The sequence below is a fragment of the Rhodococcus gannanensis genome (genome assembly GCF_042681175.1).
GTDB lineage: Bacteria > Actinomycetota > Actinomycetes > Mycobacteriales > Mycobacteriaceae > Rhodococcus_G > Rhodococcus_G gannanensis.
Window position 1 is genome coordinate 654,683 of record NZ_JBHUFB010000020.1, and the last position, 20,182, is coordinate 674,864.

Annotated in this window: 19 protein-coding genes and 1 riboswitch; of the genes, 1 reads left to right on the forward strand and 18 read right to left on the reverse strand. The window is 70.0% G+C overall.

Annotated elements, in window-relative coordinates:
- Positions 1-16 precede the first annotated feature (16 nt).
- The 18 genes from ACFSJG_RS23785 to ACFSJG_RS23870 form a co-directional block, all read right to left on the reverse strand.
- Entirely contained in the window at positions 17-1,372 is a 1,356-nt protein-coding gene (locus ACFSJG_RS23785; protein ID WP_378487687.1) for an NtaA/DmoA family FMN-dependent monooxygenase, read from the reverse strand.
- Positions 1,362-2,486, reverse strand: a complete 1,125-nt coding sequence (locus ACFSJG_RS23790) for an LLM class flavin-dependent oxidoreductase (RefSeq protein ID WP_378487688.1) — start codon at positions 2,484-2,486, stop codon at positions 1,362-1,364. The genes ACFSJG_RS23785 and ACFSJG_RS23790 overlap by 11 nt, the downstream gene beginning before the upstream one ends.
- Positions 2,487-2,739: 253 nt before the next feature.
- Entirely contained in the window at positions 2,740-4,224 is a 1,485-nt protein-coding gene (locus ACFSJG_RS23795) for an FAD-dependent oxidoreductase (RefSeq protein ID WP_378487689.1), read from the reverse strand.
- A 63-nt stretch (positions 4,225-4,287) separates the two neighbouring features.
- A complete protein-coding gene (locus ACFSJG_RS23800) occupies positions 4,288-5,337 on the reverse strand; it encodes an LLM class flavin-dependent oxidoreductase (RefSeq protein ID WP_378487690.1) in 1,050 nt (349 codons plus the stop codon).
- The gene (locus ACFSJG_RS23805; protein ID WP_378487691.1) at positions 5,334-5,837 is read right to left on the reverse strand and encodes a GNAT family N-acetyltransferase; all 504 of its coding nucleotides are present in this window, start codon (positions 5,835-5,837) and stop codon (positions 5,334-5,336) included. The genes ACFSJG_RS23800 and ACFSJG_RS23805 overlap by 4 nt, the downstream gene beginning before the upstream one ends.
- Positions 5,834-6,958 (reverse strand): FAD-dependent oxidoreductase, encoded by a 1,125-nt coding sequence (locus ACFSJG_RS23810; protein WP_378487935.1) that lies wholly within the window; start codon positions 6,956-6,958, stop codon positions 5,834-5,836. The genes ACFSJG_RS23805 and ACFSJG_RS23810 overlap by 4 nt, the downstream gene beginning before the upstream one ends.
- Positions 6,959-6,969: 11 nt before the next feature.
- Positions 6,970-7,938 carry an ABC transporter substrate-binding protein gene (locus ACFSJG_RS23815; RefSeq protein WP_378487692.1) on the reverse strand — a complete coding sequence of 323 codons (969 nt, stop codon included), beginning with the start codon at positions 7,936-7,938 and terminating at the stop codon, positions 6,970-6,972.
- Positions 7,939-7,973: 35 nt separating this feature from the next.
- Entirely contained in the window at positions 7,974-8,756 is a 783-nt protein-coding gene (locus ACFSJG_RS23820; protein ID WP_378487693.1) for an amino acid ABC transporter ATP-binding protein, read from the reverse strand.
- Positions 8,753-9,721, reverse strand: coding sequence for an amino acid ABC transporter permease (locus ACFSJG_RS23825; protein WP_378487694.1), 969 nt, complete (start codon positions 9,719-9,721; stop codon positions 8,753-8,755). Before ACFSJG_RS23825 ends, ACFSJG_RS23820 begins: the two co-directional genes overlap by 4 nt.
- Before the next feature lie 73 nt (positions 9,722-9,794).
- A riboswitch (SAM riboswitch) is annotated at positions 9,795-9,885 on the reverse strand.
- Positions 9,886-10,015: 130 nt separating this feature from the next.
- Entirely contained in the window at positions 10,016-11,356 is a 1,341-nt protein-coding gene (locus ACFSJG_RS23830; RefSeq protein ID WP_378487695.1) for a bifunctional adenosylcobinamide kinase/adenosylcobinamide-phosphate guanylyltransferase, read from the reverse strand.
- The gene (locus ACFSJG_RS23835) at positions 11,356-12,129 is read right to left on the reverse strand and encodes an ABC transporter ATP-binding protein (RefSeq protein ID WP_378487696.1); all 774 of its coding nucleotides are present in this window, start codon (positions 12,127-12,129) and stop codon (positions 11,356-11,358) included. The genes ACFSJG_RS23830 and ACFSJG_RS23835 overlap by 1 nt, the downstream gene beginning before the upstream one ends.
- A complete protein-coding gene (locus ACFSJG_RS23840) occupies positions 12,126-13,148 on the reverse strand; it encodes a FecCD family ABC transporter permease (RefSeq protein ID WP_378487697.1) in 1,023 nt (340 codons plus the stop codon). The genes ACFSJG_RS23835 and ACFSJG_RS23840 overlap by 4 nt, the downstream gene beginning before the upstream one ends.
- 2 nt (positions 13,149-13,150) lie before the next feature.
- Entirely contained in the window at positions 13,151-14,038 is an 888-nt protein-coding gene (locus ACFSJG_RS23845; protein WP_378487936.1) for an ABC transporter substrate-binding protein, read from the reverse strand.
- Between the two features lie 25 nt (positions 14,039-14,063).
- Positions 14,064-15,287 (reverse strand): O-succinylhomoserine sulfhydrylase, encoded by a 1,224-nt coding sequence (locus tag ACFSJG_RS23850; protein ID WP_378487698.1) that lies wholly within the window; start codon positions 15,285-15,287, stop codon positions 14,064-14,066.
- Positions 15,284-15,700 (reverse strand): rhodanese-like domain-containing protein, encoded by a 417-nt coding sequence (locus ACFSJG_RS23855; RefSeq protein ID WP_378487699.1) that lies wholly within the window; start codon positions 15,698-15,700, stop codon positions 15,284-15,286. Before ACFSJG_RS23855 ends, ACFSJG_RS23850 begins: the two co-directional genes overlap by 4 nt.
- A 32-nt stretch (positions 15,701-15,732) precedes the next feature.
- Positions 15,733-16,548 carry an ABC transporter ATP-binding protein gene (locus ACFSJG_RS23860; protein ID WP_378487700.1) on the reverse strand — a complete coding sequence of 272 codons (816 nt, stop codon included), beginning with the start codon at positions 16,546-16,548 and terminating at the stop codon, positions 15,733-15,735.
- Between the two features lie 13 nt (positions 16,549-16,561).
- Entirely contained in the window at positions 16,562-17,605 is a 1,044-nt protein-coding gene (locus ACFSJG_RS23865) for a taurine ABC transporter substrate-binding protein (protein ID WP_378487701.1), read from the reverse strand.
- 10 nt (positions 17,606-17,615) lie between these two features.
- Positions 17,616-18,482 (reverse strand): ABC transporter permease, encoded by an 867-nt coding sequence (locus tag ACFSJG_RS23870; protein ID WP_378487702.1) that lies wholly within the window; start codon positions 18,480-18,482, stop codon positions 17,616-17,618.
- Positions 18,483-18,773: 291 nt separating this feature from the next.
- Here ACFSJG_RS23870 and ACFSJG_RS23875 point away from each other — a divergent pair, with 291 nt between their 5' ends.
- The gene (locus ACFSJG_RS23875; RefSeq protein ID WP_378487703.1) at positions 18,774-20,141 is read left to right on the forward strand and encodes an FAD-dependent oxidoreductase; all 1,368 of its coding nucleotides are present in this window, start codon (positions 18,774-18,776) and stop codon (positions 20,139-20,141) included.
- Positions 20,142-20,182 lie beyond the last annotated feature (41 nt).

A 20,182-nucleotide genomic window follows, 5' to 3' on the forward strand; every position in this document is an offset into this window, starting at 1 on the left:
GGGTGGAGTCTGTGTGCTATACAGCGACCGTGCGGTCGCGGTCGGCCCGGCGGGCCACGCTCGGCGACAGTCCGAGGTTCTCCCGCAGGGTCGTGCCCGGGTATCGATCCGGATAGATGCCGCGGTCCTGCAGTTCGGGGACGAGGCGATCGACGATCTCGTCGAGCCCGTCCGGGAATGCCGTCGGGGTCAGGTTCAGCCCGTCGATGGCACCGGCGTGTACGTACTCGGCGAGCCGGTCCGCGACCGAGGCCGGTGTCCCGACGAAGCCCGCCGACGGCGCGAGATGCCGCACCAGCTGCCGGACCGTGAATCCCCGCTCGCGGGACAGGTCGCGCCACTGCTGCGCGATCAGGTGCGGCCGGTCGCGGCTGTTCATCACGCCGTGGCTTCGACTCTGCTTGACGATCGCCGGCGGCTCGTCCGGCAGCGGCCCGTCGAGGTCGAGCTCGGACAGGTCCCGACCCCAGACCTTCTCTACGACGGCACGGGTCCGCCGATCCGTCCACACCTGGCCCCGGAACCACTCGTGACGATCCCGGGCGTCGGCCTGCGTGTCCCCGAGCACAACGGACGTGGCCGGGAAGATCCGGAGGTCGTCGGCGGGCCGCCCGGCCGCGACCAGGCGCCTGCCGAGATCCGTCGCGTAGTCGAGGGCGGCGTCGAAATCGAGGTAGCGGGAGAAGATCCCCTCGGCGTAGCGGGCGGCGAAGTCCCGTCCCTCGTCGGACTCGCCGGCCTGGAAGAACACGGGCTGCCCCTGCGGGCTGCGCGGCCATTCCGGCTGCGCGACCACCCGGTACCAGGTGTCGAACCATTCCACGGCGGGCAGCGGCGACCGGGTACCAGTCGACGGCCATGCGTCCCACAACGCCTGCACCAAGTCGACGTGCTCGCGCGCGTGCGTGTAGCGGTCGGAATGATCCAGGTAGCCGCCCCTGCGGAAGTTGGCTCCCGTCCAGGCACTGTCGGTGGTGACGATGTTCCAGCCCGCCCGGCCACCGGACAACACGTCGAGTGTTCCGATTCGGCGCGCCAGGTCGTACGGCTCGAAGTAGGTGGTGTTCAGTGTGGCGATCAGTCCGATGTGATCGGTGCGGGCGGCGAGGTGCGCGAACAGCACCAGCGCGTCCGGTCGGCCCGTGATCGCGTCGGTGTTGAGAACGCCGAGATGCTCACGCAGCCGCAGGCTCTCGCCGAAGAACACGCCGCTGAAGAGCCCGCGTTCCGCACTCTGCACGAGCCGGGTGAGTGCGTCGAAGTCGTAGTAGATGTCGGTGCGGGACTGTTGCGACCACACGTAGTCGGGTGCGAACGGGAAGAACAGGTTGAAGTGCAGTCGCTGCCTGCGCTGCGCACGCTCACCGGACATGGTGGTCTCCTCGGGCGGCGCGAGCCACCGCGAACACGTTGACGGGACGGGTGAGGCCGAGGGTTCGTCGCAGCGACGCCCCTGGCTGCGGCACGACGAGACGCCGCTCTCGGCGCAGTCGCGGCAGTACCTCTCGTTCGAGGATCGGCAGATCCGTGGCGAGCACGGCAGGGTGGAGCCGCACTCCGTCGACGCGGCCGATCAGTTCCGTCAGGGTGGCGTGCAGTCCCTCGACGGAGCCGACGAAACGCAGCCGCTCACCCGGATGCCACGGAGCCTGAGCATCGAGTTCGGCGAGTCGCCCTGTCGCGGTGTCGTGTTCGGTCTCGAGGACCACTTCGATCTCCGCGAAGACACGATCCTCGCCCGCCCGGCGGGCGGTCCCGGCCCGTGCGGCGATCTCGCGCGTCGTCTGGCCGTCGACGAGATGCACGTCGACCAGATCCGCCGACACCGCCTCGGTGGCGCCGGACGTACCGAGAGGCGCGAACACCACGAGCTGACCCTGCGGCGGCCGCGGCGTGATCGACGGGCCCTTGACGGAGAACAGTTCGCCCTCGAAATCCGCATAGTGCAGCCGATCCGGCTCGAGGAAGTGCCCGGTGACGGGATCGGCGACGAAGACGCCGTCCTCCCAGGTGTCCCACAGTCGCCGGACCGCCGCGACCACCTCGTCGTTCTCCTGTCGCACGGCCTGCGGTGCGGTGACCTCGGCGGACCCGTACGCGTCGGCACGCGCCGCGGTGTCCTGGGTCTCGGCGAGCCACCCGGTTCGGCCGTACGACGCGAAGTCGGCACTGGCGAGCTGGTTGGCGAGGTGGAACGGTTCCGCGTGCAGTGCGCCGACGGCGGGTACCAGCCCGATCGAGGTAGTCACGGCCGCCGCGAACGCCGCCACCTCGACCGGGTCGAGCCTGCCTCGGATCGTGGGGTGGTCGACCCGGGTGGTGGGGTCGGCAAACGTCGCGATCGCGAACCCGGCATGCTCGACGCGGCGGACCAGGTCCGCGATCGCCGGGCCGTCGCTCGGCGCGGTGTCGCCGAACCGCCACGAGGCAGGGTGGGCGCCGGTGCCGTCGAGCTCGACAGCGATCGCGAGGGATGTGGATGTCACGGGCACGGGGGATGCCACCGCCTCGGCGCGGCGTCGTCGACGCCCTCGACTCGCAGTGGGCCCGGGCAGGCAGAAACGTTGATGTCGGCTCACTTCCATCGTTTCCCGGCGGTAGCACCCTGCTCCGCCTTTCGGCGGTGGGTTGCTGCGACGTCGTCGATCCGGGTCTCTCGGTCGCTCTGGATGGTCGTTCCCGACGCTAGTGTTCGACCCGGCCGCCGGCACACCCTTTCCCTCAGCGCGAGCGAAACCCTCAGCGCTGCTTGGGTGCGAGGTTCCGCGTGGCCGGTCCTTCCAACACCCTGCCGTCCGCGGCGAATCGTGATCCGTGCAACGGGCAGTCCCACGACTGTTCCGCGTCGTTCCATCGCACCACTCCGCCGAGGTGAGTGCAGATCGCCGACACACACCGCTCGGAATCGCCGACTCCCGACACCGCGACCGGTGTGCCGAGTGTCGGCCGGACCCGGCCCGCGCCGTCCTCGGGTTCCGTGCGGTCGCGGTCGAGAACAGGGGCCAACCAGCCCGTCGCGAGCTGGACCGCGACCTCACCGTTCCATTTCGCCGCGGTCATCGCACCGGTGAGCAGTCGTGGATTCCACGCGTCGTAGGCCCCCGCCCACTTCTCCGGGTCCGAGTGCCCGCCGGCCAGACACATCGCCGCCGCCACCGCGTTCGTCATCCCCCACTTGTCGAAACCGGTCGCGACGAGGATGCGGCGCTCGCCGGGCAGCAACGACCCGACGTACGGCAGTTCGTCGACGGGATGGAAATCCTGCGCTGACCACCGGTGGGTGCGGCGGCCGCCGGGGAAGTGCTGCGAGGTCCAACTCTCGAGGTCATCGACGCGCTTGCGGGTGGAACCCCCGCGACCGACGACATGACCGTTGCCGCCGACGAGCAGCAGCACACCGTCGGGCGTCGGCACGGTTCGCAGCGATCGCGTCGGCGAGTCCACGGACAGGTACATGCCGGACGGAACGTTCTCGACGTCGGCGAAGGCCGCCGAGTACGACCGGAGCGGATGCAGTCGAGCGAAGAACCCACCGCGATCGAGGATCGGCATACCCGTCGCCAGCACCACTCGCCGGGCGTGGACGGGCCCGTGGTCCGTGTCGACTCGCACGCCGTCACCGGCGCCACGCGCGGACCGGGCGCGCACCCCCTCGACGACGGCGCCGCCCTGCTCGCGGACGTCGGCCACGAGCACCGCCAGCAGCGCCATGGGGTCGACCTGGGCCTGGTTCTCCAATGCCATTGCGCCCGCCACTCGGTACGGCAGCTCAGGGGCGTCACTCCATGTCACGTCGAGGCCCGCCGTGGTCGCGCAGTCGAATTCACGCTGCAGCGTCTCCGCCCCCGACGGTGACAGGGCGTAGTCGTAGGCGGTCTCCCGCTGTACCGGGACACCGCGGTCCGCGCAGTAGCGGAGCAGCCAGTCCTGCCCGGTTCGATTCGCGTCCACGTACTTCCGCACCAGGGCACCGGAGTGCCGGGAACGAATCCGCGAGAGCTTGGTCCCGTGCAGCAGCGAGATCTTGGCGGTCGTGTTGCCGGTGGTCCCGGCACCCACACACCTGGCCTCCAGGACGATCACCGACTCGCCCGCGCGACTGCGCATCAACGCAGTCGTCAGACCCGTGAGCCCGGCTCCGACGACCAGCGTGTCCACCGATGCCTCGGGCCGCCACGGATCGGTGGTGACGGCGCCCGCGATGTCGTGCCACAACGATTCCATGGCGTGGGAATGCCCCTCGCGCCGGATCGGAAACACCCGAGCACACCGAGTGGAACGGCCTGCTCAGGCGACCGGGGCGGTTCCGCGCTCCGGGACGGCCGATCGCAGCGCCGGGGCGACCTCCGCCTGGAACAGCTCCAGGCTCGCCCGCTGCTCCGCCGTCGACAGTCCGCCACGGTCCGCCGTCAGGTGCATGACCTCGTGGCCGAGCCGTTCGTGATAGCGCAGGACCTTCTCCACAACCTGCTGTGGACTGCCGATCAACGCGGAGCTGCGGTCGACGAAATCCTCGATCGTCTCGAACACCACCGGGAGCCCGGTGTCGCGGGCGAAGGCCAGCCGCTGCTCGAACAGTGGGCGATAGCGCTCGACCGCCTCCTGCGAGGTGCGGGCCACGTACAGCCCGGCGGTGCCCGCGCCGACCCGGGCCTTCGCCGGATCGTGCCCGTACGCCTCCCAGCGTTCCCGGTAGTGGTCGATCAGGTCGGCGTACGGCTCGACCGGATTGGTGACGTTGGCCGAGAACACCGGGTCGCCGTACCGCGCAGCCAGATCAACCGACTCACGGCTGGTCGCGCTGCCGTGCCAGATCGTCAGGCGCGGCTGCAGCGGCCGCGGCACCGTCACCGCGTCCACCAGCGGGGGACGGAATCGGGCGTTCCAGGTGACGGTCTCGTTCTCCCACAGCGCGCGGAACAGTTCGTACCCTTCGCGATTGCGGTCCCACTGGTCACCCGGTGTCACGTGAAACAAGTCGGCCTGAGCGGTGCCGTTACCCTTCCCGATCATCAGCTGGAGGCGGCCACCCGACAGGTTGTCGAGGGTCGAGTAGTCCTCGAACGCGCGGACCGGGTCGAGCAGGCTCAGGGTCGTGACGCCCGTCCACAGTTCCAGCGTCGTCGTGCGGGCCGCGATGTTGCTGAGCACGACCGGCGGAGCCGATGCCAGGAAGGGGCGCTCGTGCCGCTCCCCCACCGCGAAACCCTCGAAGCCCAGTTGCTCCGCGAGAACCGCGGTGTCGACTACTTCCCGCAGTCTGGTCGCGGGGTCGAGCACTTCACCCGAGACCGGGTCCGGCTGGTGGGTGATGAGACTCAGGAGCAGGAACTTCACGCGGAGTGCGCCTTTCGGGTCAGGTGTTTCTCGAACGGGTGCGGTCCGATCTCCTCGGACGGCCGGGTCGGGTCGAACAACGCCGTATAGCCGGCAGCCAGATAGAGGGCGACCGCCTCGGGTTGCCGCCAGCCCGTGGTCAGGAAGATGCGGCTGTACCCCCGAGCCGCCGCCTCCGTCTCGAGTTCCGCCAGCACCACCCGGCCGAGACCTCGACGCCGGTGGTCCTTCGACGTCCAGATCCGCTTCAACTCGGCGGTTGTCCCGTCGTACCGACGGAAGGCGCCTCCCGCCACCGGCGTCCCCTCGTCGAGCAGGATCAGCAGGGCCCCGTCCGGTGGCGCGAACTCGGCGCCCGGGTGCGTCGTGAGCGCCTCGAACTGCTCCTCGAACGGTCGCTCGTAGCGGGTGCTGTACTCCCGCGCCAGTTCTGCCAGGAGGGGTGCAGCGAGCGGATCGTCCTGCAGCACTGCGCGGACCTCCAGTTGCCCTGCCGTCATGCGACCACCGGCCGCCGCACCCCGAACCGGAACGGCACCGGCGCCCGGACGTCGCCGGCGACGAGTCCGGCGACCAGTTCTCCGACGGCGGGAGCGAACTTGAATCCGTGCCCGGAGAATCCCGCGGCGACGGTGACGTCCCCGGCGCGGTCGACCACGAACCGACTGTCCGGGGTGCTGGTGTACAGGCAACTGTCGGGCACCGCCGACGCCGCGTCGACTCCGGGCAACCAGGTGGCCGCGTAGTCCACCAGACGCTGCACACCGTCGGGGTCAGGTCGGTGGTCGCGCGTGTCCGGGTGGACCACGGGGCCCGTTCCGTGTTCGCCGACCTTGACACCGGTCTCCGAGCCGAGCCCGTAGACGCCCTCTCCGTCGAGTTCCGCGCCGGGATGGTGGACGAAACTCGGCCAGTCGGCATCCGTCACGGGCGCGAAGTGTGCGGGCTGTTCCTGGGTCGTGCGCAGCGACGGCAGGACCGGCGCCGGCCGCACCGTCGTGTTCGCGAGCAGTGGTCGCGTCCAGGCGCCGGCCGCGAGGACCACGTGCCGGGCGCGGATCACGTCGACATCGGTCACGACCTCGACCCCGGAGGCCAGGCCGTGGATCTCGCGCACCGGTGTCCGGTGCCGAATCTCCACGCCCGCTCGCCGGGCGGCGTCCTGCAGCGCCCACACCGCCCTGTCCGCGTGCAATCGGCCTGCGGCCGGGTGGTGCAGCACCGTCGTGTCGAATCGCATTCCGGGCCAGCGGCTCTCCGCCGCCGGGACGTCGAGGACCTCGTGGTCGATGCCCAGCGCCCCCAGGGTGCTCGCCCGGGTCAGCACCGTCTCGGGGCGGCCGTGGTCGACGGCACCCGTCAATGTCAGCACCGAGGTTCCGGTGACCTCCTCCAAGGAGCGCCACAGTGGCAGGGCGCGACCGGCGAGGAGCGTGTGGAAGTCGTCGTCGTAGGCCTGACGGTAGATTCGGGACGTGCCGTGCGAGGCACCACGCCGATGGTCCGGCTCGAACTGTTCCAGTTGCACCACCGATCGACCGCGGGCGGCGAGCCGCCAGGCGGCGGCGGAGCCGATCACTCCACCCCCGACGACGGCGACGTCCACCGGGTACTCGGTCACACCGGTCACCGCTACTGCTTCTTCGGCAGGCCGGGCGGATTGATCTCGGAGGCGTCGAGCGCTTCGGAACTGATGCCCCACCGCTCCAGCACCTGGGTGTAGGTTCCGTTCTCGATCAGATGGTTCAGCGCGTCGTTGATCGCGCCGATCAGCCCGTTGTCCTTCTTGGTCAGGACCGCGATCTCACCCTGCAGATCGAGTCCGGCGCCGGAGAACGTCCCGACGACCTCGGTCTCACCGGTCTGCAGGGCGTGGAACGACGAGGACGGGTTCGGGCCGACGTAGGCGTCGATCCGGCCCGACCCGAGCGCCAGGTAGTAGTCGGTGGCCTGCTGGTAGTAGAGGATCTCGGCGGGCTCCAGGCCGGCGGCGACGTTCTGCTCGTTCCACTCGACGAGCAGTGCCTCCTGGTTGGTTCCCGACCCGACTCCGATCGTCAGGCCCGCGATGTCCTTCGGGCCCGAGAACGTGATGCCGCTGCCCTTCTTCACCTCGACGGCCAGGCTGTCGAGACGGTAGGTGGCGAAGTCGTACTTCTCCTTGCGCTCCTCCGTGACGGTGACGTTCGAGATGAAAGTGTCCGCTTCGCCGGAGTCGATGCGCACGAAGTTCTGCGCCCAGTCCGCTGCTGTCAGTTCGATGTCGAGCCCCAGGACGTCACCGACGAGATGCGCGATGTCCGTTTCCGATCCGATGAGCGTCTTGTCGTCGTCGGCGTAGAAGCGGAGCGGCGGGACGGTGCCCGCCGACCCGGTGACGATCAGCGTTCCGCGATCGCGGATCGCCTGCGGCACCTTCGCCGCGATGTCCGGCACCTCGTCGGTGCTGATGCGGTTCTGCTCGGGCGTCAGGTTGTACCCGGCCGCGGTCGCGGCATCGGGCTCGGCGGCTTCGCCCGAACTGCACGCGGCACCCGCCAGCAGGGCAACGGCGGTCAGAGCCGAGGCGAACAGCCTCGTGTGGCGGATGGTGGCGGACATCGTTTCCTTCCAGGGCGATTTCTCGGGGGGATTGTTCAGAGCACGCGCGACAGGAAGGCGCGGGTGCGGTCGTGCGTGGGATGATCGAGCACCTGCGCGGGTGCCCCCTGTTCGACGACCACGCCGTCGTCCATGAACACGACCGTGTCGGCGACTTCTCGGGCGAACCCGATCTCGTGGGTGACGATGACGAGGGTCGCGCCCGCCCGGGCGAGGTCGCGGATGACGTCGAGTACCTCGCCGACGAGTTCGGGGTCGAGGGCCGAGGTGGGCTCGTCGAACAGAATGACCTTGGGGCGCAACGCGAGTGCCCGTGCAATCGCCACCCGCTGCTGCTGCCCTCCCGACAGTTGCTTCGGGTACCGGTCGGCCTTGTCGGCGACTCCCACCCGCTCCAGCAGTTGCCGGGCCTCGGCCGTCACCTCGCCGCGGTCACGGCGCTGCGCGGATATCGGCGCCTCCGTGACGTTCTCGAGAACGGTGAGATGCGGGAACAGGTTGAAGTTCTGGAACACGAAGCCGATCTTCGAGCGTTGCCGCAGGATGTCCCGGTCCCGCAGCTCACGCAGGATGTTGCCGCGGCGGCGGTAGCCCACGAGCTCGCCGTCGATTCGGATGGACCCGCGGTCCACCTTCTCCAGGTGGTTCAGGGTGCGCAGCAGGGTCGACTTCCCCGACCCGGAGGGACCGAGGATCACCGTCACCTCGCCCTGCCGGACCGTCAGGTCGACGCCCTTGAGAACCTCCAGCGAACCGAAGGACTTGTGCACCCCACGCACGTCGACGGCATGTACTGCCTGTACATCGGTGGTCGTCACCGCGTGGCTCCTCTCGGCGCGCCGGTACTGGTGTCGCGGATCTCGCGGTACTTCGCCTGCACCTTCTGCCAGGGCGTCAACGGCAACGTGCGGGCCGACCCTCGGGCATAGTGCCTCTCGATGTAGTACTGCGCGACGGACAGGATCGACGTCAGCACGATGTACCAGACGGTCGCGACCATCAGCAGTGGCACCACGCGGCCGTTGCGGCCGAAGATCACCTGTACCTGGTAGAAGAGTTCCGCGATCGCCATCGTCGACACGATCGAGGTTCCCTTGAACAGGCTGATCACCTCGTTGGCCGCGTTCGGCAGGATCGACCGCATCGCCTGCGGCAGAACGATCTTGACGAACTGGCGGGTACGCGGAATCCCGAGAGCGTTCGCCGCCTCGATCTGCCCGTCGTCCACGGAGATGATTCCGGCACGGACGATCTCCGCCGAGTAGGCCGCCTGGTGCAGGGCGAGTCCGACGACCGCCGCTGTGAACCCGGAGATCACACCGGTGACGTTGAACTCGAAGAACCCGGGCCCGAACGGGATACCCAACGTCAAAGTCTGGTACAGGTAGGCGATGTTGAACCAGAACAGCAGCTGCACGATCAGCGGGATCGACCGGAACGCCCAGACGTAGGTCCACGAGATCACCTGCAGCACCGGATTGTTCGACAGTCTGGCCACTGCCAGCAGGACTCCGAGCCCGAACCCGAGAACCGTGCCCCAGAGCGTCAGCTCGATCGTCGTCCACAGGGCCGCGAGAATCGACGGGGCGGTGAAGTACTGCGCGAACGTCGCCCAGTCCCAGCCGGGGTTGACAACGAGGCCGTGCACGAACTGCGCGACGAGCACCAGCGCCGCAATGGCGACCACCCACCGCCAGGGGTGTCGGGTGGGGACGACACGCAGGTCGGCCTCGTCGGCGGCCTCGGCCGGAGCCGGCGGTGCGCTGGTGGCGGGCGCGCTCACGACGGCACCTCGAAGTCGGTCACGGGCAACCCTTCACGATTGGGACCGGGTGGCCGAAGCCACCCCGTCGCGCGTTCCATCGATCCCGGCGGTAGCACCCACACCGTGTGGTGGGGTTGCTGCGACGTCACAGAGCCGGGTCTCTCGGTCGCTCTCGATGGTCAAGCACTCGAGCAGTACTGTCGCGCACTCGGTTCCCTCGGTCACGCTTTGGATTCCGATTGATTCGAATTGACAGGTGGGCCTGCTACCCACCCTGCCGGTTCCGCGCCGCTGTTCCGCGTGCGGGACTGGTCAGCGTAGCGGCAGTGGGCGCCCGGCGACGACGAGGACGACGGCCTCGCACTCGGCCGCGACGGCGGCGTTGAGCCGGCCGAGGACGTCGCGGAAGCGGCGGCCGGAGGCGGTCGCGGGGACGACGCCGCTGCCGACCTCGTTGCTGACGACCACGACCTGCACGTGCGTCCGGCGGAGCGCGAGGACGAGGTCGTCGATGTCGGATCGAACCACGGGCCAGGAACTCTTGTCGGTCCAGGCGCCGTGCAGGTCGATGCGCCGGGCGAGCCAGGTGCCGAGGCAGTCGACGAGAAGTGGGCCGGTCGCCGTGCGCAGTGCGCCGACGAGGTCGTCGGTTTCGAGAGTCCGCCAGGTATCCGGCCGGGACGAACGGTGCGCGGCGATCCGCGCTGCCCACTCGTCGTCGCCGTCGTCCGCGGCCCCGGTCGCGACGCAGGTGACGTCGTCGCGGTCCGCGAGCAGGCGCTGGGCGTGGGTCGACTTGCCGGCCCGTGCGCCGCCGAGCACCAGGGTTCGCTGTGCGGCGGGCACACGGTCCGGCGGCGCCCCGACGGCGATCACAGTCCCGTCCGGGACGACGCGAACTCCCCACGGCCGAAGCCTGTCCGACAGATCGGCGGGATTGTGATGGCCGAGGTGAACGGCGATCACTTCGGTGTCATCGGTTACCGCGCCGAACTCGCGGAGTGCGGCGAGGGCGCGCGGGAACGTCCGCAGGTCGAGGTGGTCGGGTTCGTGTTCTGCGCGATCCCCGAACGTCTCCTCGAGGAAGACCGTGTCGTAGCGGGCGTCGCGTAGCGAGCCCAGCTGCGCCGCGTCGAGTGGTCCGGTGTCGGTGGCCCACAACAGTTTCCGCCCGCCGGACGCAACCTCGTACAGTACGCAGTCACCGTCGCGGTGAACGCGGTGGGCGGCGGACAGCACCCGAACCGCGTGGTCGCCCGCCTGCACCACGTCACCGGGCGCGACGGCGGTCCAGTGCACCGGGTCGTCCGGGCCGACCCAGTCCCGGCACAGGTCCAGAGCCTCCGGCGGTCCGATGACCTCCAGCGGTTGTTCCCGCGCGACCCACGACCTCATCAGCAGCGCGAGCGGGCCGATGTGGTCGGGGTGGGCGTGGGTGAGCAGGAGGTGCCGCACACGCGACAGCGACCGCCCGGCGTGCGCCGCCGCGCGGGGCACCTCCGGGCCACAGTCGAGCAACAGGACGTCGTCGACGAGCGCGGCGGTCTGGGCGCGGATCTCGCCGCGCTCCAACATGACCGAGCAGGACGCGCAGGTGCAGAACGGGTTGGGCCAGCCGTCGGCGGCACCGGTACCGAGCAGCACGACCTCCATCAGGGCCGGCCTCCCGCGAGCGGAAGCACCACCGGGCCACCGGGCCGGTCGAGAACCTCGACACGGGCACCGTAGACGTCGGCGATCCGGTCCGCCGTCAGCACCTCCTCCGGCGTCCCGTCCGCGACGACGGCGCCGCCGTCGAGCATCACGATCCGCCGCCCGTACTGGCCGGCGAGGGTCAGGTCGTGCATCGCCGCGACGACGGTCAACCCGTCCGAGATCCGCAGCGACTGCACCAGGTCGAGCACCTGCTGCTGGTGTCCGATGTCGAGGGCGCTGGTCGGCTCGTCGAGGAGCAGCACCCGCGGCTGTTGCGCGAGGGCGCGGGCCAGCACCACGCGCTGCAGTTCTCCGCCGGACAGGGCGGTCGCGGGCCGGGACACCAAGGCGCCCAGGCCGAGCCGGTCGACGAGGTCGTCGACCACCGTCCGGTCGTCGGCGCTCCCGACACCGAACCGCGGCAGGTGCGGGGTGCGGCCGAGAGTGATCAGGTCGCGGACGGTGACGCCGTCGGGGACGACGGGACGTTGCGGCATCAGCGCGACGGTCCGCGACATCAGCCGCCGCGACGCGCGTCCGGGGTCGTGGTCGCCGACCCGTATCTCGCCCGATGCGGGAATCAGCCCGGCCAGGGCGTGCAGCAGCGTCGTCTTGCCTGCGCCGTTGGGACCGACGATCGCGAGCCATTCACCGTCGTCGACGTCGAGGTCCACTCCGGCCAGCACCGGGGTCGATCCACGGTCGACGCGCAGTCCTCGGCAGGAGATCATGCGCTCACCCGCCCGCGGCGCAGGACGAGGAGGAAGAAGGGGGCGCCGATGGCGGCGGTGACGACGCCGATCGGCAGTTCCGCCGGGGACATGACGGTGCGTGCCGCGACGTCCGCGAGGACGAGGAACGCGGCACCCACGATCAGTGACAACGGCAGCAGCAGCCGGTGGCCGGGTCCGACGAGCAGCCGAACAGCGTGTGGCACGACGATGCCGACGAATCCGATGAGGCCGCTCACCGATACGACGGCGGCGGTGCCGAGGGTCGCGACGCCGACGAGGATCAGTCGCACCCGGTCGGGGTTGATGCCGAGGCTCGCGGCCTCGACGTCCCCGACGGCCATCACGTCGAGGGTGCGGGCGTGCAGTAGGACTGCAGCGACGGAGACCACGACGTACGGCAGCACCGTCCGCACGTCCGACCAGCCGTCGGTGGACAGCCGCCCGAGCAGCCAGGAGTACACCTGACGGAGCGTGTCGTCGTTCAACTGCATGAAGAACGTCTGGATGGCGTTGGCGAAGGCGGCGACCGCGACACCGGCGAGGATGATGACGACCTCGGTGCGGCCGCTGCCGACGGTGCGGCCCAGCGCGTAGGTCGCGCCGACGGCGAGCAGTCCGCCCGCGAACGCGGCGATCGGGACGCCCGCGAACCCGGCGGCGCCGCCGACGGCGATGGCGAGGGTCGCGCCGAGCCCGGCTCCGCTGGACACGCCGAGGAGGTACGGGTCGGCGAGCGGATTGCGGAACACGCCCTGGTAGGCGGCGCCCGCGACGGCGAGGGTCGCGCCGACGAGCACGCCGAGGACGACGCGGGGCATGCGGATGTCCCAGAGGATCGCCTGCTGCCGCGCCGTCAGCCCCGAGTCGACGTCGACGAACGGCAACCTGTCGACGACGTCGAGGATCACGCCGGACGGGGTCAGCCCTGCGGGTCCGACGAGAATCCCGACGAGCATCGCGGCGAGGAGAACGAGGGCCGAACCCGCCAGCACTGTTGTGCGGCGGCGCGGCGTCATGGTCACCGGGTGGGCGCGGCGGCCGGCACGGCGCTGACGATGCCTGCGATCTCCCGCATGTAGTCGACGACGCGCGGTCCCCAACGACTGGCGAGGTCCTCGTCGACGACGTGGACCTGCCCGTCCCGCACCGCGGCCAGGTCGGCCCACCCGGCGCGCTGGGCAACGGATTCGACCGTGACACCACAGCACTGACCGTCGGCGAGGAAGATCAGGTCCGGATCCTGCTCGACGATGAACTCCGCCGACAGCTGCGGATAACCGTCGCCGCCGGTCGCGATCGAGGTCAGGCCGAGCATCCCGTAGATCTCACCGAGGTACGTGTCGTCGGTGACGGAGTAGAAGGTGTCGTCGAGCTCGTGGTAGTACCGCAGCGGGGTCTCGCGCTCGGGCACACCGGCGACGATTGCGTCGATGTCGGTCTTCATCCCGGCGACGACCTCGGCGGCGGCGTCGACGTGGCCGGTGGCGGCGCCGATCTGCTCGATCTGACTGTAGGTGTCGTCGAGGGTGGTGGCGGCCGGGAGGATCAGCACCTCCACGCCCGCGTTCTCCAGTCCGGCGACGAGATCGCCGGTGTCGGCGTTCGCGACGACCAGGTCCGGCTCGTACCCGAGGATCGCCTCGACGTTCGGCGTGTAGCCGGACAGGTCGGTGACGGGTGCGCCCGCGGGGTGGTCGGACCGGTCGTCCACTGCGACAACCTGATCCCCCGCACCGACGGCATACAGCATCTCGGTGCTGGTGGGGCTCAGCGAGACGATCGCCTCCGGCACACCGGCCGCAGCGGTCGTCGCGCCGTTCCCAGCGGTGGTTTCGCCGTCGCCGCAGCCCGCGACCAGGAGTACGAGGGCGGTGAGGCCGGCGGTGACCAGCCGGCGGGACGTCAGGTGCACAGCATTCCTCCGTGACGGGTCAGGCGAGTGCCTGTGCGAAGTCCTCGAGCAGGTCGTCGGTGTCCTCCAACCCGACCGACAGCCGGACCACGCCGTCGGTGAGGCCGATCGCGGCGCGCCCCTCCGGGCCCATCGCGCGGTGCGTCGTGGTCGCCGGATGGGTGATGAGGGACTTCGAGTCGCCGAGGTTGTTGGAGATGTCGACGACGCGCAGCTTGTTCAGCAGCTCGAACGCCTTCTTCTTGCCCTCGCCCTCGGCGGCCGCCAACTCGAAGGTGACGACGGTGCCGCCGCCGCTCATCTGCGACGTGGCGAGGTCGTGCTGTGGGTGCGACTCCAGGAACGGGTACTTCACCCAGCTGACGGCGTCGTCGGCCTCGAGGAACCGGGCGATGCGCAGGGCACTGTCGACCGAGTGCCGGACGCGGAGCGGCATGGTCTCGAGACCCTTCAGCAGCGTGTGTGCGTTGAACGGGCTCAGCGACGGGCCGGTGTGCCGGATCAGCTGCTGCACGGGACCGTCAATGTACTCCTGCGAGCCGAGGATCGCGCCGCCGAGGACGCGGCCCTGGCCGTCGATGTGCTTGGTGCCGGAGTAGACGACGACGTCGGCGCCGAGGTCGATGCTGCGCTGCAACAGCGGGGTGGCGAAGACGTTGTCCAGCACCACCTTCGCGCCGGCGGCGTGCGCCATCTCCGACACCCGACGGACGTCGACGAGGGTCTGCATCGGGTTCGACGGGGTCTCGAAGAACACCGCGGTCGTCGGCACCGACAGTGCCTGCTCCCACTGGTCGAGGTCCTCGCCGTCGACGAACACGGTCTCCACACCCCAGCGCGGGAGGATCTCGTTGCACACCACGAAGCAGGACCCGAAGAGGCTGCGGGCGGCGACGAGGCGATCGCCCTTGCCGAGCAGCGCACCGAGCGCGGTGAACACCGCGGACATGCCGGACGAGGTGGCGTAGCAGCCCTCGGCGCCGTCGAGCAGACGCATCCGCTCCTCGAACATCTTCACCGTCGGGTTGCCGTACCGGGAGTAGACGAAGTGGTCGACCTCGCCGGTGAACGCCTGCTCCGCCGCCTCCGCGGACTCGTAGACGAAGCCGGAGTTGAGGAAGATCGCCTCCGACGTCTCCTCGAATCCGGAGCGCATCGTGCCGCCGCGGACGCCGAGCGTCGCGGGGCGAATGCTGTCGGGGAGCGGCTTGGAGAACGCGCCGCCACGGGGAATGGAGCTCACGACTGCCTCCAGGCGAGTCCGACCGAACGCCAGCCCGCGCCGCCGCGATGACCGTCGTCGTCGAGTCCGCCCTCGAACCCGTCGAGGACGTTGTAGGCGGGAGCGATGCCTGCGGCGGTCGCAGCCTCGGCGGCGCCGATCGAACGCTGCCCGGAGCGGCACAGGAAGATGACCTCGGCGTCGTCGCCACCGGTGACGCCCGCGGCCCGGAGCTGGTCGACGAACGCGGTGTTGCGCTCACCGGCGAACGAGACCCACTCGATCTTCAGCGGCTCGCGGCCGACTTCGGCGAGGTCGGGGAGCCCGACGAATCGCCACTCGGCTTCGGTGCGGACATCGACCAGGACGGCCCTGGGATGCTCGCGCAGCAGGTCCCACGCCTGCTGAGGGGTCAGGTCACCTGCGTAGGTCATGTACACAGCTTTTCACAATCCGTTTCCGGGCCTCACGTCGCCGCCGCTTCCTTCACCGCATGCCCGACCTGGGCGCGTAGCGCCGCGAAGCGGGCGGCCCCACGCAGGTCGTCCGCGTCGACGCCGCTGCGGGGCAGGTCGACGGGCAGGTCCAGCACGATCCGGCCCGGTTGTCTGCCCAGTACGACGATCCGGGTGCCGAGGTAGACGGCCTCGTCGGCGCTGTGCGTGACGAACACCGTGGTCCGTGCCGCGTCGTCACCGCTGGTACCGGTTCCGGCCCGCAGGTCGTCCTGGAGACGTTCGCGGGTCAGCGCGTCGAGCGCGGCGAACGGTTCGTCGAGCAGCAGCAGCGACGTCGGGACCGCGAGTGCACGGGCGATCGCCACGCGCTGCTGCTGGCCGCCGGAGATCTGCCAGATCCGGCGGTCCGCGAGTCTGTCGAGGCCCACACGGGTGAGCAGTTCCTCGCGGGACTGTGGCCGCTGCGCGCGCGGTACCCCGGCGTAGTCCAGGGCGAGGTCGACGTTCCCGCCGACGGTTCGCCACGGCAGGAGCCGAGGCTGCTGGAACACCACTCCGGCGGTGGATCCGGGGACCGGCGGGGCTCCCGCGACGCGGACCTCCCCGTGGGTCGGCGTCTCGAAGCCTGCGATCAGCCGCAGCAGGGTGCTCTTGCCGCAGCCGGACGCACCGACGAGGACGAGGAACTCGCCGTCGGGCACGTCCAGCGAGAGCGGCCCGACCGCGGTGACATCGCCGTAGACGTGCCGGACGTCGCTCAGCCGGATGCGCGGCTGCGCCGCCTGTGCGTGATCTTCACCCTCATCGGGGTGAAAATCACGCACAGGCGCGGGGGCGTTACTGCTCGACGGCACCGGGGAGGCCCGTCACGTAGAGCGCGTCCTGGAAGTCCGCGAGCGCAGGAGCGGACGGGATCTGCTTCTGCTCGGCGAGGAACTGGGAGGCACTGTGCAGGCTGTTCGCGAGGTCGCCGGGAGCACCGTCGGTACCGAGCCACTTCGCCGACGCCACCTCCTCGGGGCTCAGGAACACGGCCTGCGTGAGCTGCGAGGACGCCTCTTCGGTGGTGATGCCGGCCTCCGCGGCGACGGCCTTCGCCGCCGACGCCGGATCGTCGGCGATCGTCGTCAGTGCCCGGGCCTGCGCCTTGCGCCAGGCGTCCACGGCGTCGGGATGTTCGGCGGCGAACCCACCGGCGACGACCGCGAGGTCGAGCGTCGGCTTGCCTGCGTCCGCCAGTTCCCGGCTCGTGACCAGGGTGGTTCCGTCCTTCCGCAGCTCGTCGAGCGTCGGCAGCCACGTGTAGACGGCGTCGACGTCACCGCGCTGCCACGCCGCGAGCGACGCCTGCGGCTCCAGGTCGATCAACTGGACGTCGGACGCGGACAGACCGGCCCGGTCCAGTGCGGCGAGCAGGCTGTAGTGCGCGGTGGACGCGAACGCGGTGGCGACCTTCTTGCCCCGGAGGTCCTCGACCTTCGAGATGCCGGTGCCGTTGCGCGCGACGAGGGCCTCGTTGTCGCCCGCGACGTCGAGGATCCACGCCACCTTGTAGTCGATCCGAAGCGGATCGGACAGGCCGCGCGCGACCGGGCTCGACCCGAGCGCACCGAAGTCGAGCTCTCCTGCGACGAAGGCGGTGTTGACGTCGGCGCCGGAGTCGAACTTCGTCCACTCGATCGCGTAGTCGGGCAGCGCCTCTTCGAGCCAGCCGTTGTTCTTGACGACGAGGTCGCCGCTCGGGAACGTCTGGTACCCGATTCGGATGACGGGCTTGTCGCCGGCCGAGCTGCCGCTGTCGACCGAGCAGGATGCCACGGTCAGCACGGCGAGCGTCGCGGCGGCCGCGGCTGCGAGGGCGCGGCCGAGGGACTTCTTCATCTGTTACCTCTCAGTGTGTTCCCCGCCAAGGGACCGCTCGTCGTTCGACGACGCGGAGCAGTGCGTCGATGGTGAGCCCGGACAGCCCGATGGCGAAGATGCCGACCAGGACGACCGGGGTGTTGTTGTAGTTCGAGGCGTCCTTGACCATGCCGCCGACGCCGGGGATTCCGTTGAACAGTTCCGCGGCGACCACCGACGAATAGGCGATGCCGACCGCCAGCCGGATGCCGGTCAGCGTTTCGGGCAGGGCTGCGGGGAGCACGACGTCGCGGATCACCTGGAACCGGTTCGCGCCGACCGCCCGGGCCGCCTCGACGAGCGTGATCGGCGCACCGAGCACAGCCGTCGTGGTGGCGACCGCTGTCGGCGGGAGGGCGGCGAGCGCGAGCAGCGCGATCTTGGGGGCCTCGTCGATGCCGAGCCAGATCACGAGCAGGAACAGGTACGCGAGCGGCGGCAGTGCGCGCAGGAAGGTGAGCCAGGGTTCGAGGATGCGGCGCAGCCAGCCGACGGTGCCCATCGCGAGGCCGAGCACGACACCGCCGAGGACGCCGATGACGACGCCCGCCGCGACCCGGCGCAGCGTCATGTACAGGTGTTCCCACAGCAGGTAGCCCTGGTAGCCGCGGACGCCGTCGTGGGTGGTGGAGGCGTCGACTGCGGCGGCCCACACGGTGGACGGCCGTGGGACGAAGACCTCGCTCCACAGGCCGCTGGACGCGGCGAGCTGCCAGGCGCCGAGGAATACGAGGAGCGAGAGCAGCGGCAACCCGACGGTGGCGGACCACCGTCGGCGGGCAGCGCGGCGGGAGAGGGGCTGGGACGGGGTGGATTGCGCGCGGGCCGCGGCGCCCCGATCGAGCGTCGCGGACATGTGTGGCATCGAACAGCGCGGTCCCGGCGGTTTCCAGGGTTGCGATCTGCGTGATCGGAACCCTGGTCGACGCGCCTGCCTCCACGGATGATGGCACCCACAACTGCAGTTTGTGCCCCCTCAAGGAAGGGTGCCCTAGCGGAGTCTCCCTCGGAAGTGGAGGATCGAGACGGGGGCGTCATCAGGCCGCTCCGCGCAAGTTAGGTACGGCTCAGTAAACTGAAGGCCGGGCCGACACGGCCTGCGCACCCGAACCGTCCGCCCGCTAGCCGCAAAGGTAGTTCGCTCGAGATGACTGATCAGAATCGCCCGCTCCGAGTGGCCATCGTCGGCGCCGGCCCGGCCGGCATCTACGCCGCCGACGCCCTCATGAAGTCCGACACCGCCGCCGACCGTGGCGTCAGCATCGACCTCTTCGAGCGCATGCCCGCTCCGTTCGGCCTGATCCGCTACGGCGTCGCGCCCGATCATCCGCGCATCAAGGGCATCATCACCGCGTTGCACAAGGTCCTCGACAAGCCACAGGTCCGCCTCCTCGGCAACCTCGACTACGGCACCGACATCACCCTCGACGACCTGCGGACGTTCTACGACGCGGTCATCTTCTCCACCGGCGCCAACGCCGACCGCGCCCTGAACATCCCCGGCATCGAACTCGACGGTTCCTACGGCGCCGCCGACTTCGTCTCCTGGTACGACGGCCACCCCGACGTCCCCCGCGAGTGGCCCCTCGAGGCCGAGAAGGTCGCCGTCCTCGGCGTCGGCAACGTCGCCCTCGACATCGCCCGCGTCCTCGCGAAGACCGGCGACGAACTGCTGCCGACCGAGATCCCCGCGAACGTCTACGAGGGCCTCAAGGGCAACAAGGCCGTCGAGGTGCACGTCTTCGGACGCCGCGGCCCGGCACAGGCCAAGTTCACGCCGCTCGAACTGCGTGAGCTCGACCACTCCCCGACCATCGAGGTCATCGTCGACCCCGAGGACATCGACTACGACGAGGGCTCCGAAGCCGCCCGCCGCGCGTCCAAGCAGGTCGACATGGTCGCCAACACCCTGCAGGACTGGGCAATCCGCGACGTCGGAAACCGCCCGCACAAGCTGTTCCTCCACTTCTTCGAATCCCCCACCGAGGTCCTCGGCGAGGACGGCAAGGTCGTCGGCCTGCGCACCGAACGCACCGAACTCGACGGCACCGGCAACGTCCGCGGCACCGGCACGTTCAACGACTGGGACGTCACCGCCGTGTACCGCGCCGTCGGCTACCTGTCACAGAACATCGCGAAGCTGCCCTTCGACGACCAAGCCGGCACCGTCCCCAACGAAGCCGGACGCGTCCTCGACGAGAACGGCCAGCACATCCACGCCACCTACGTCACCGGCTGGATCAAACGCGGCCCCGTCGGCCTCATCGGCCACACCAAGGGCGACGCCAACGAAACCATCGCGTGCCTGCTCGCCGACGCCCCCAACTTCACCGGCGCCGCGAACCCCGACGAGAACGCGATCATCGAGTTCCTCGAATCCAAGAGCCTGCCCTACACCACATGGGACGGCTGGTACCGACTCGATGCCCACGAGCGCAGCCTCGGCGAACCGGAAGGCCGCGAACGCATCAAGGTCGTCGAGCGCGACGACATGCTGCGCGCCTCGCAGCAGTAGCAATTCCTTCGCGAGCGTGGGGCCCGGCACCCCGGGCGCCA

Excerpts from the sequence above, each read along its gene's own strand:
- ACFSJG_RS23865 (WP_378487701.1), bottom strand. The coding sequence starts at position 17,605 with ATGAAGAAGTCCCTCGGCCGCGCCCTCGCAGCCGCGGCCGCCGCGACG.
- ACFSJG_RS23855 (WP_378487699.1), bottom strand. The coding sequence starts at position 15,700 with ATGACCTACGCAGGTGACCTGACCCCTCAGCAGGCGTGGGACCTGCTG.
- ACFSJG_RS23785 (WP_378487687.1), bottom strand. The coding sequence starts at position 1,372 with ATGTCCGGTGAGCGTGCGCAGCGCAGGCAGCGACTGCACTTCAACCTG.
- ACFSJG_RS23795 (WP_378487689.1), bottom strand. The coding sequence starts at position 4,224 with ATGGAATCGTTGTGGCACGACATCGCGGGCGCCGTCACCACCGATCCG.
- ACFSJG_RS23870 (WP_378487702.1), bottom strand. The coding sequence starts at position 18,482 with ATGTCCGCGACGCTCGATCGGGGCGCCGCGGCCCGCGCGCAATCCACC.
- ACFSJG_RS23815 (WP_378487692.1), bottom strand. The coding sequence starts at position 7,938 with ATGTCCGCCACCATCCGCCACACGAGGCTGTTCGCCTCGGCTCTGACC.
- ACFSJG_RS23840 (WP_378487697.1), bottom strand. The coding sequence starts at position 13,148 with ATGACGCCGCGCCGCCGCACAACAGTGCTGGCGGGTTCGGCCCTCGTT.
- ACFSJG_RS23830 (WP_378487695.1), bottom strand. The coding sequence starts at position 11,356 with ATGGAGGTCGTGCTGCTCGGTACCGGTGCCGCCGACGGCTGGCCCAAC.
- ACFSJG_RS23875 (WP_378487703.1), top strand. The coding sequence starts at position 18,774 with ATGACTGATCAGAATCGCCCGCTCCGAGTGGCCATCGTCGGCGCCGGC.
- ACFSJG_RS23805 (WP_378487691.1), bottom strand. The coding sequence starts at position 5,837 with ATGACGGCAGGGCAACTGGAGGTCCGCGCAGTGCTGCAGGACGATCCG.
- ACFSJG_RS23835 (WP_378487696.1), bottom strand. The coding sequence starts at position 12,129 with ATGATCTCCTGCCGAGGACTGCGCGTCGACCGTGGATCGACCCCGGTG.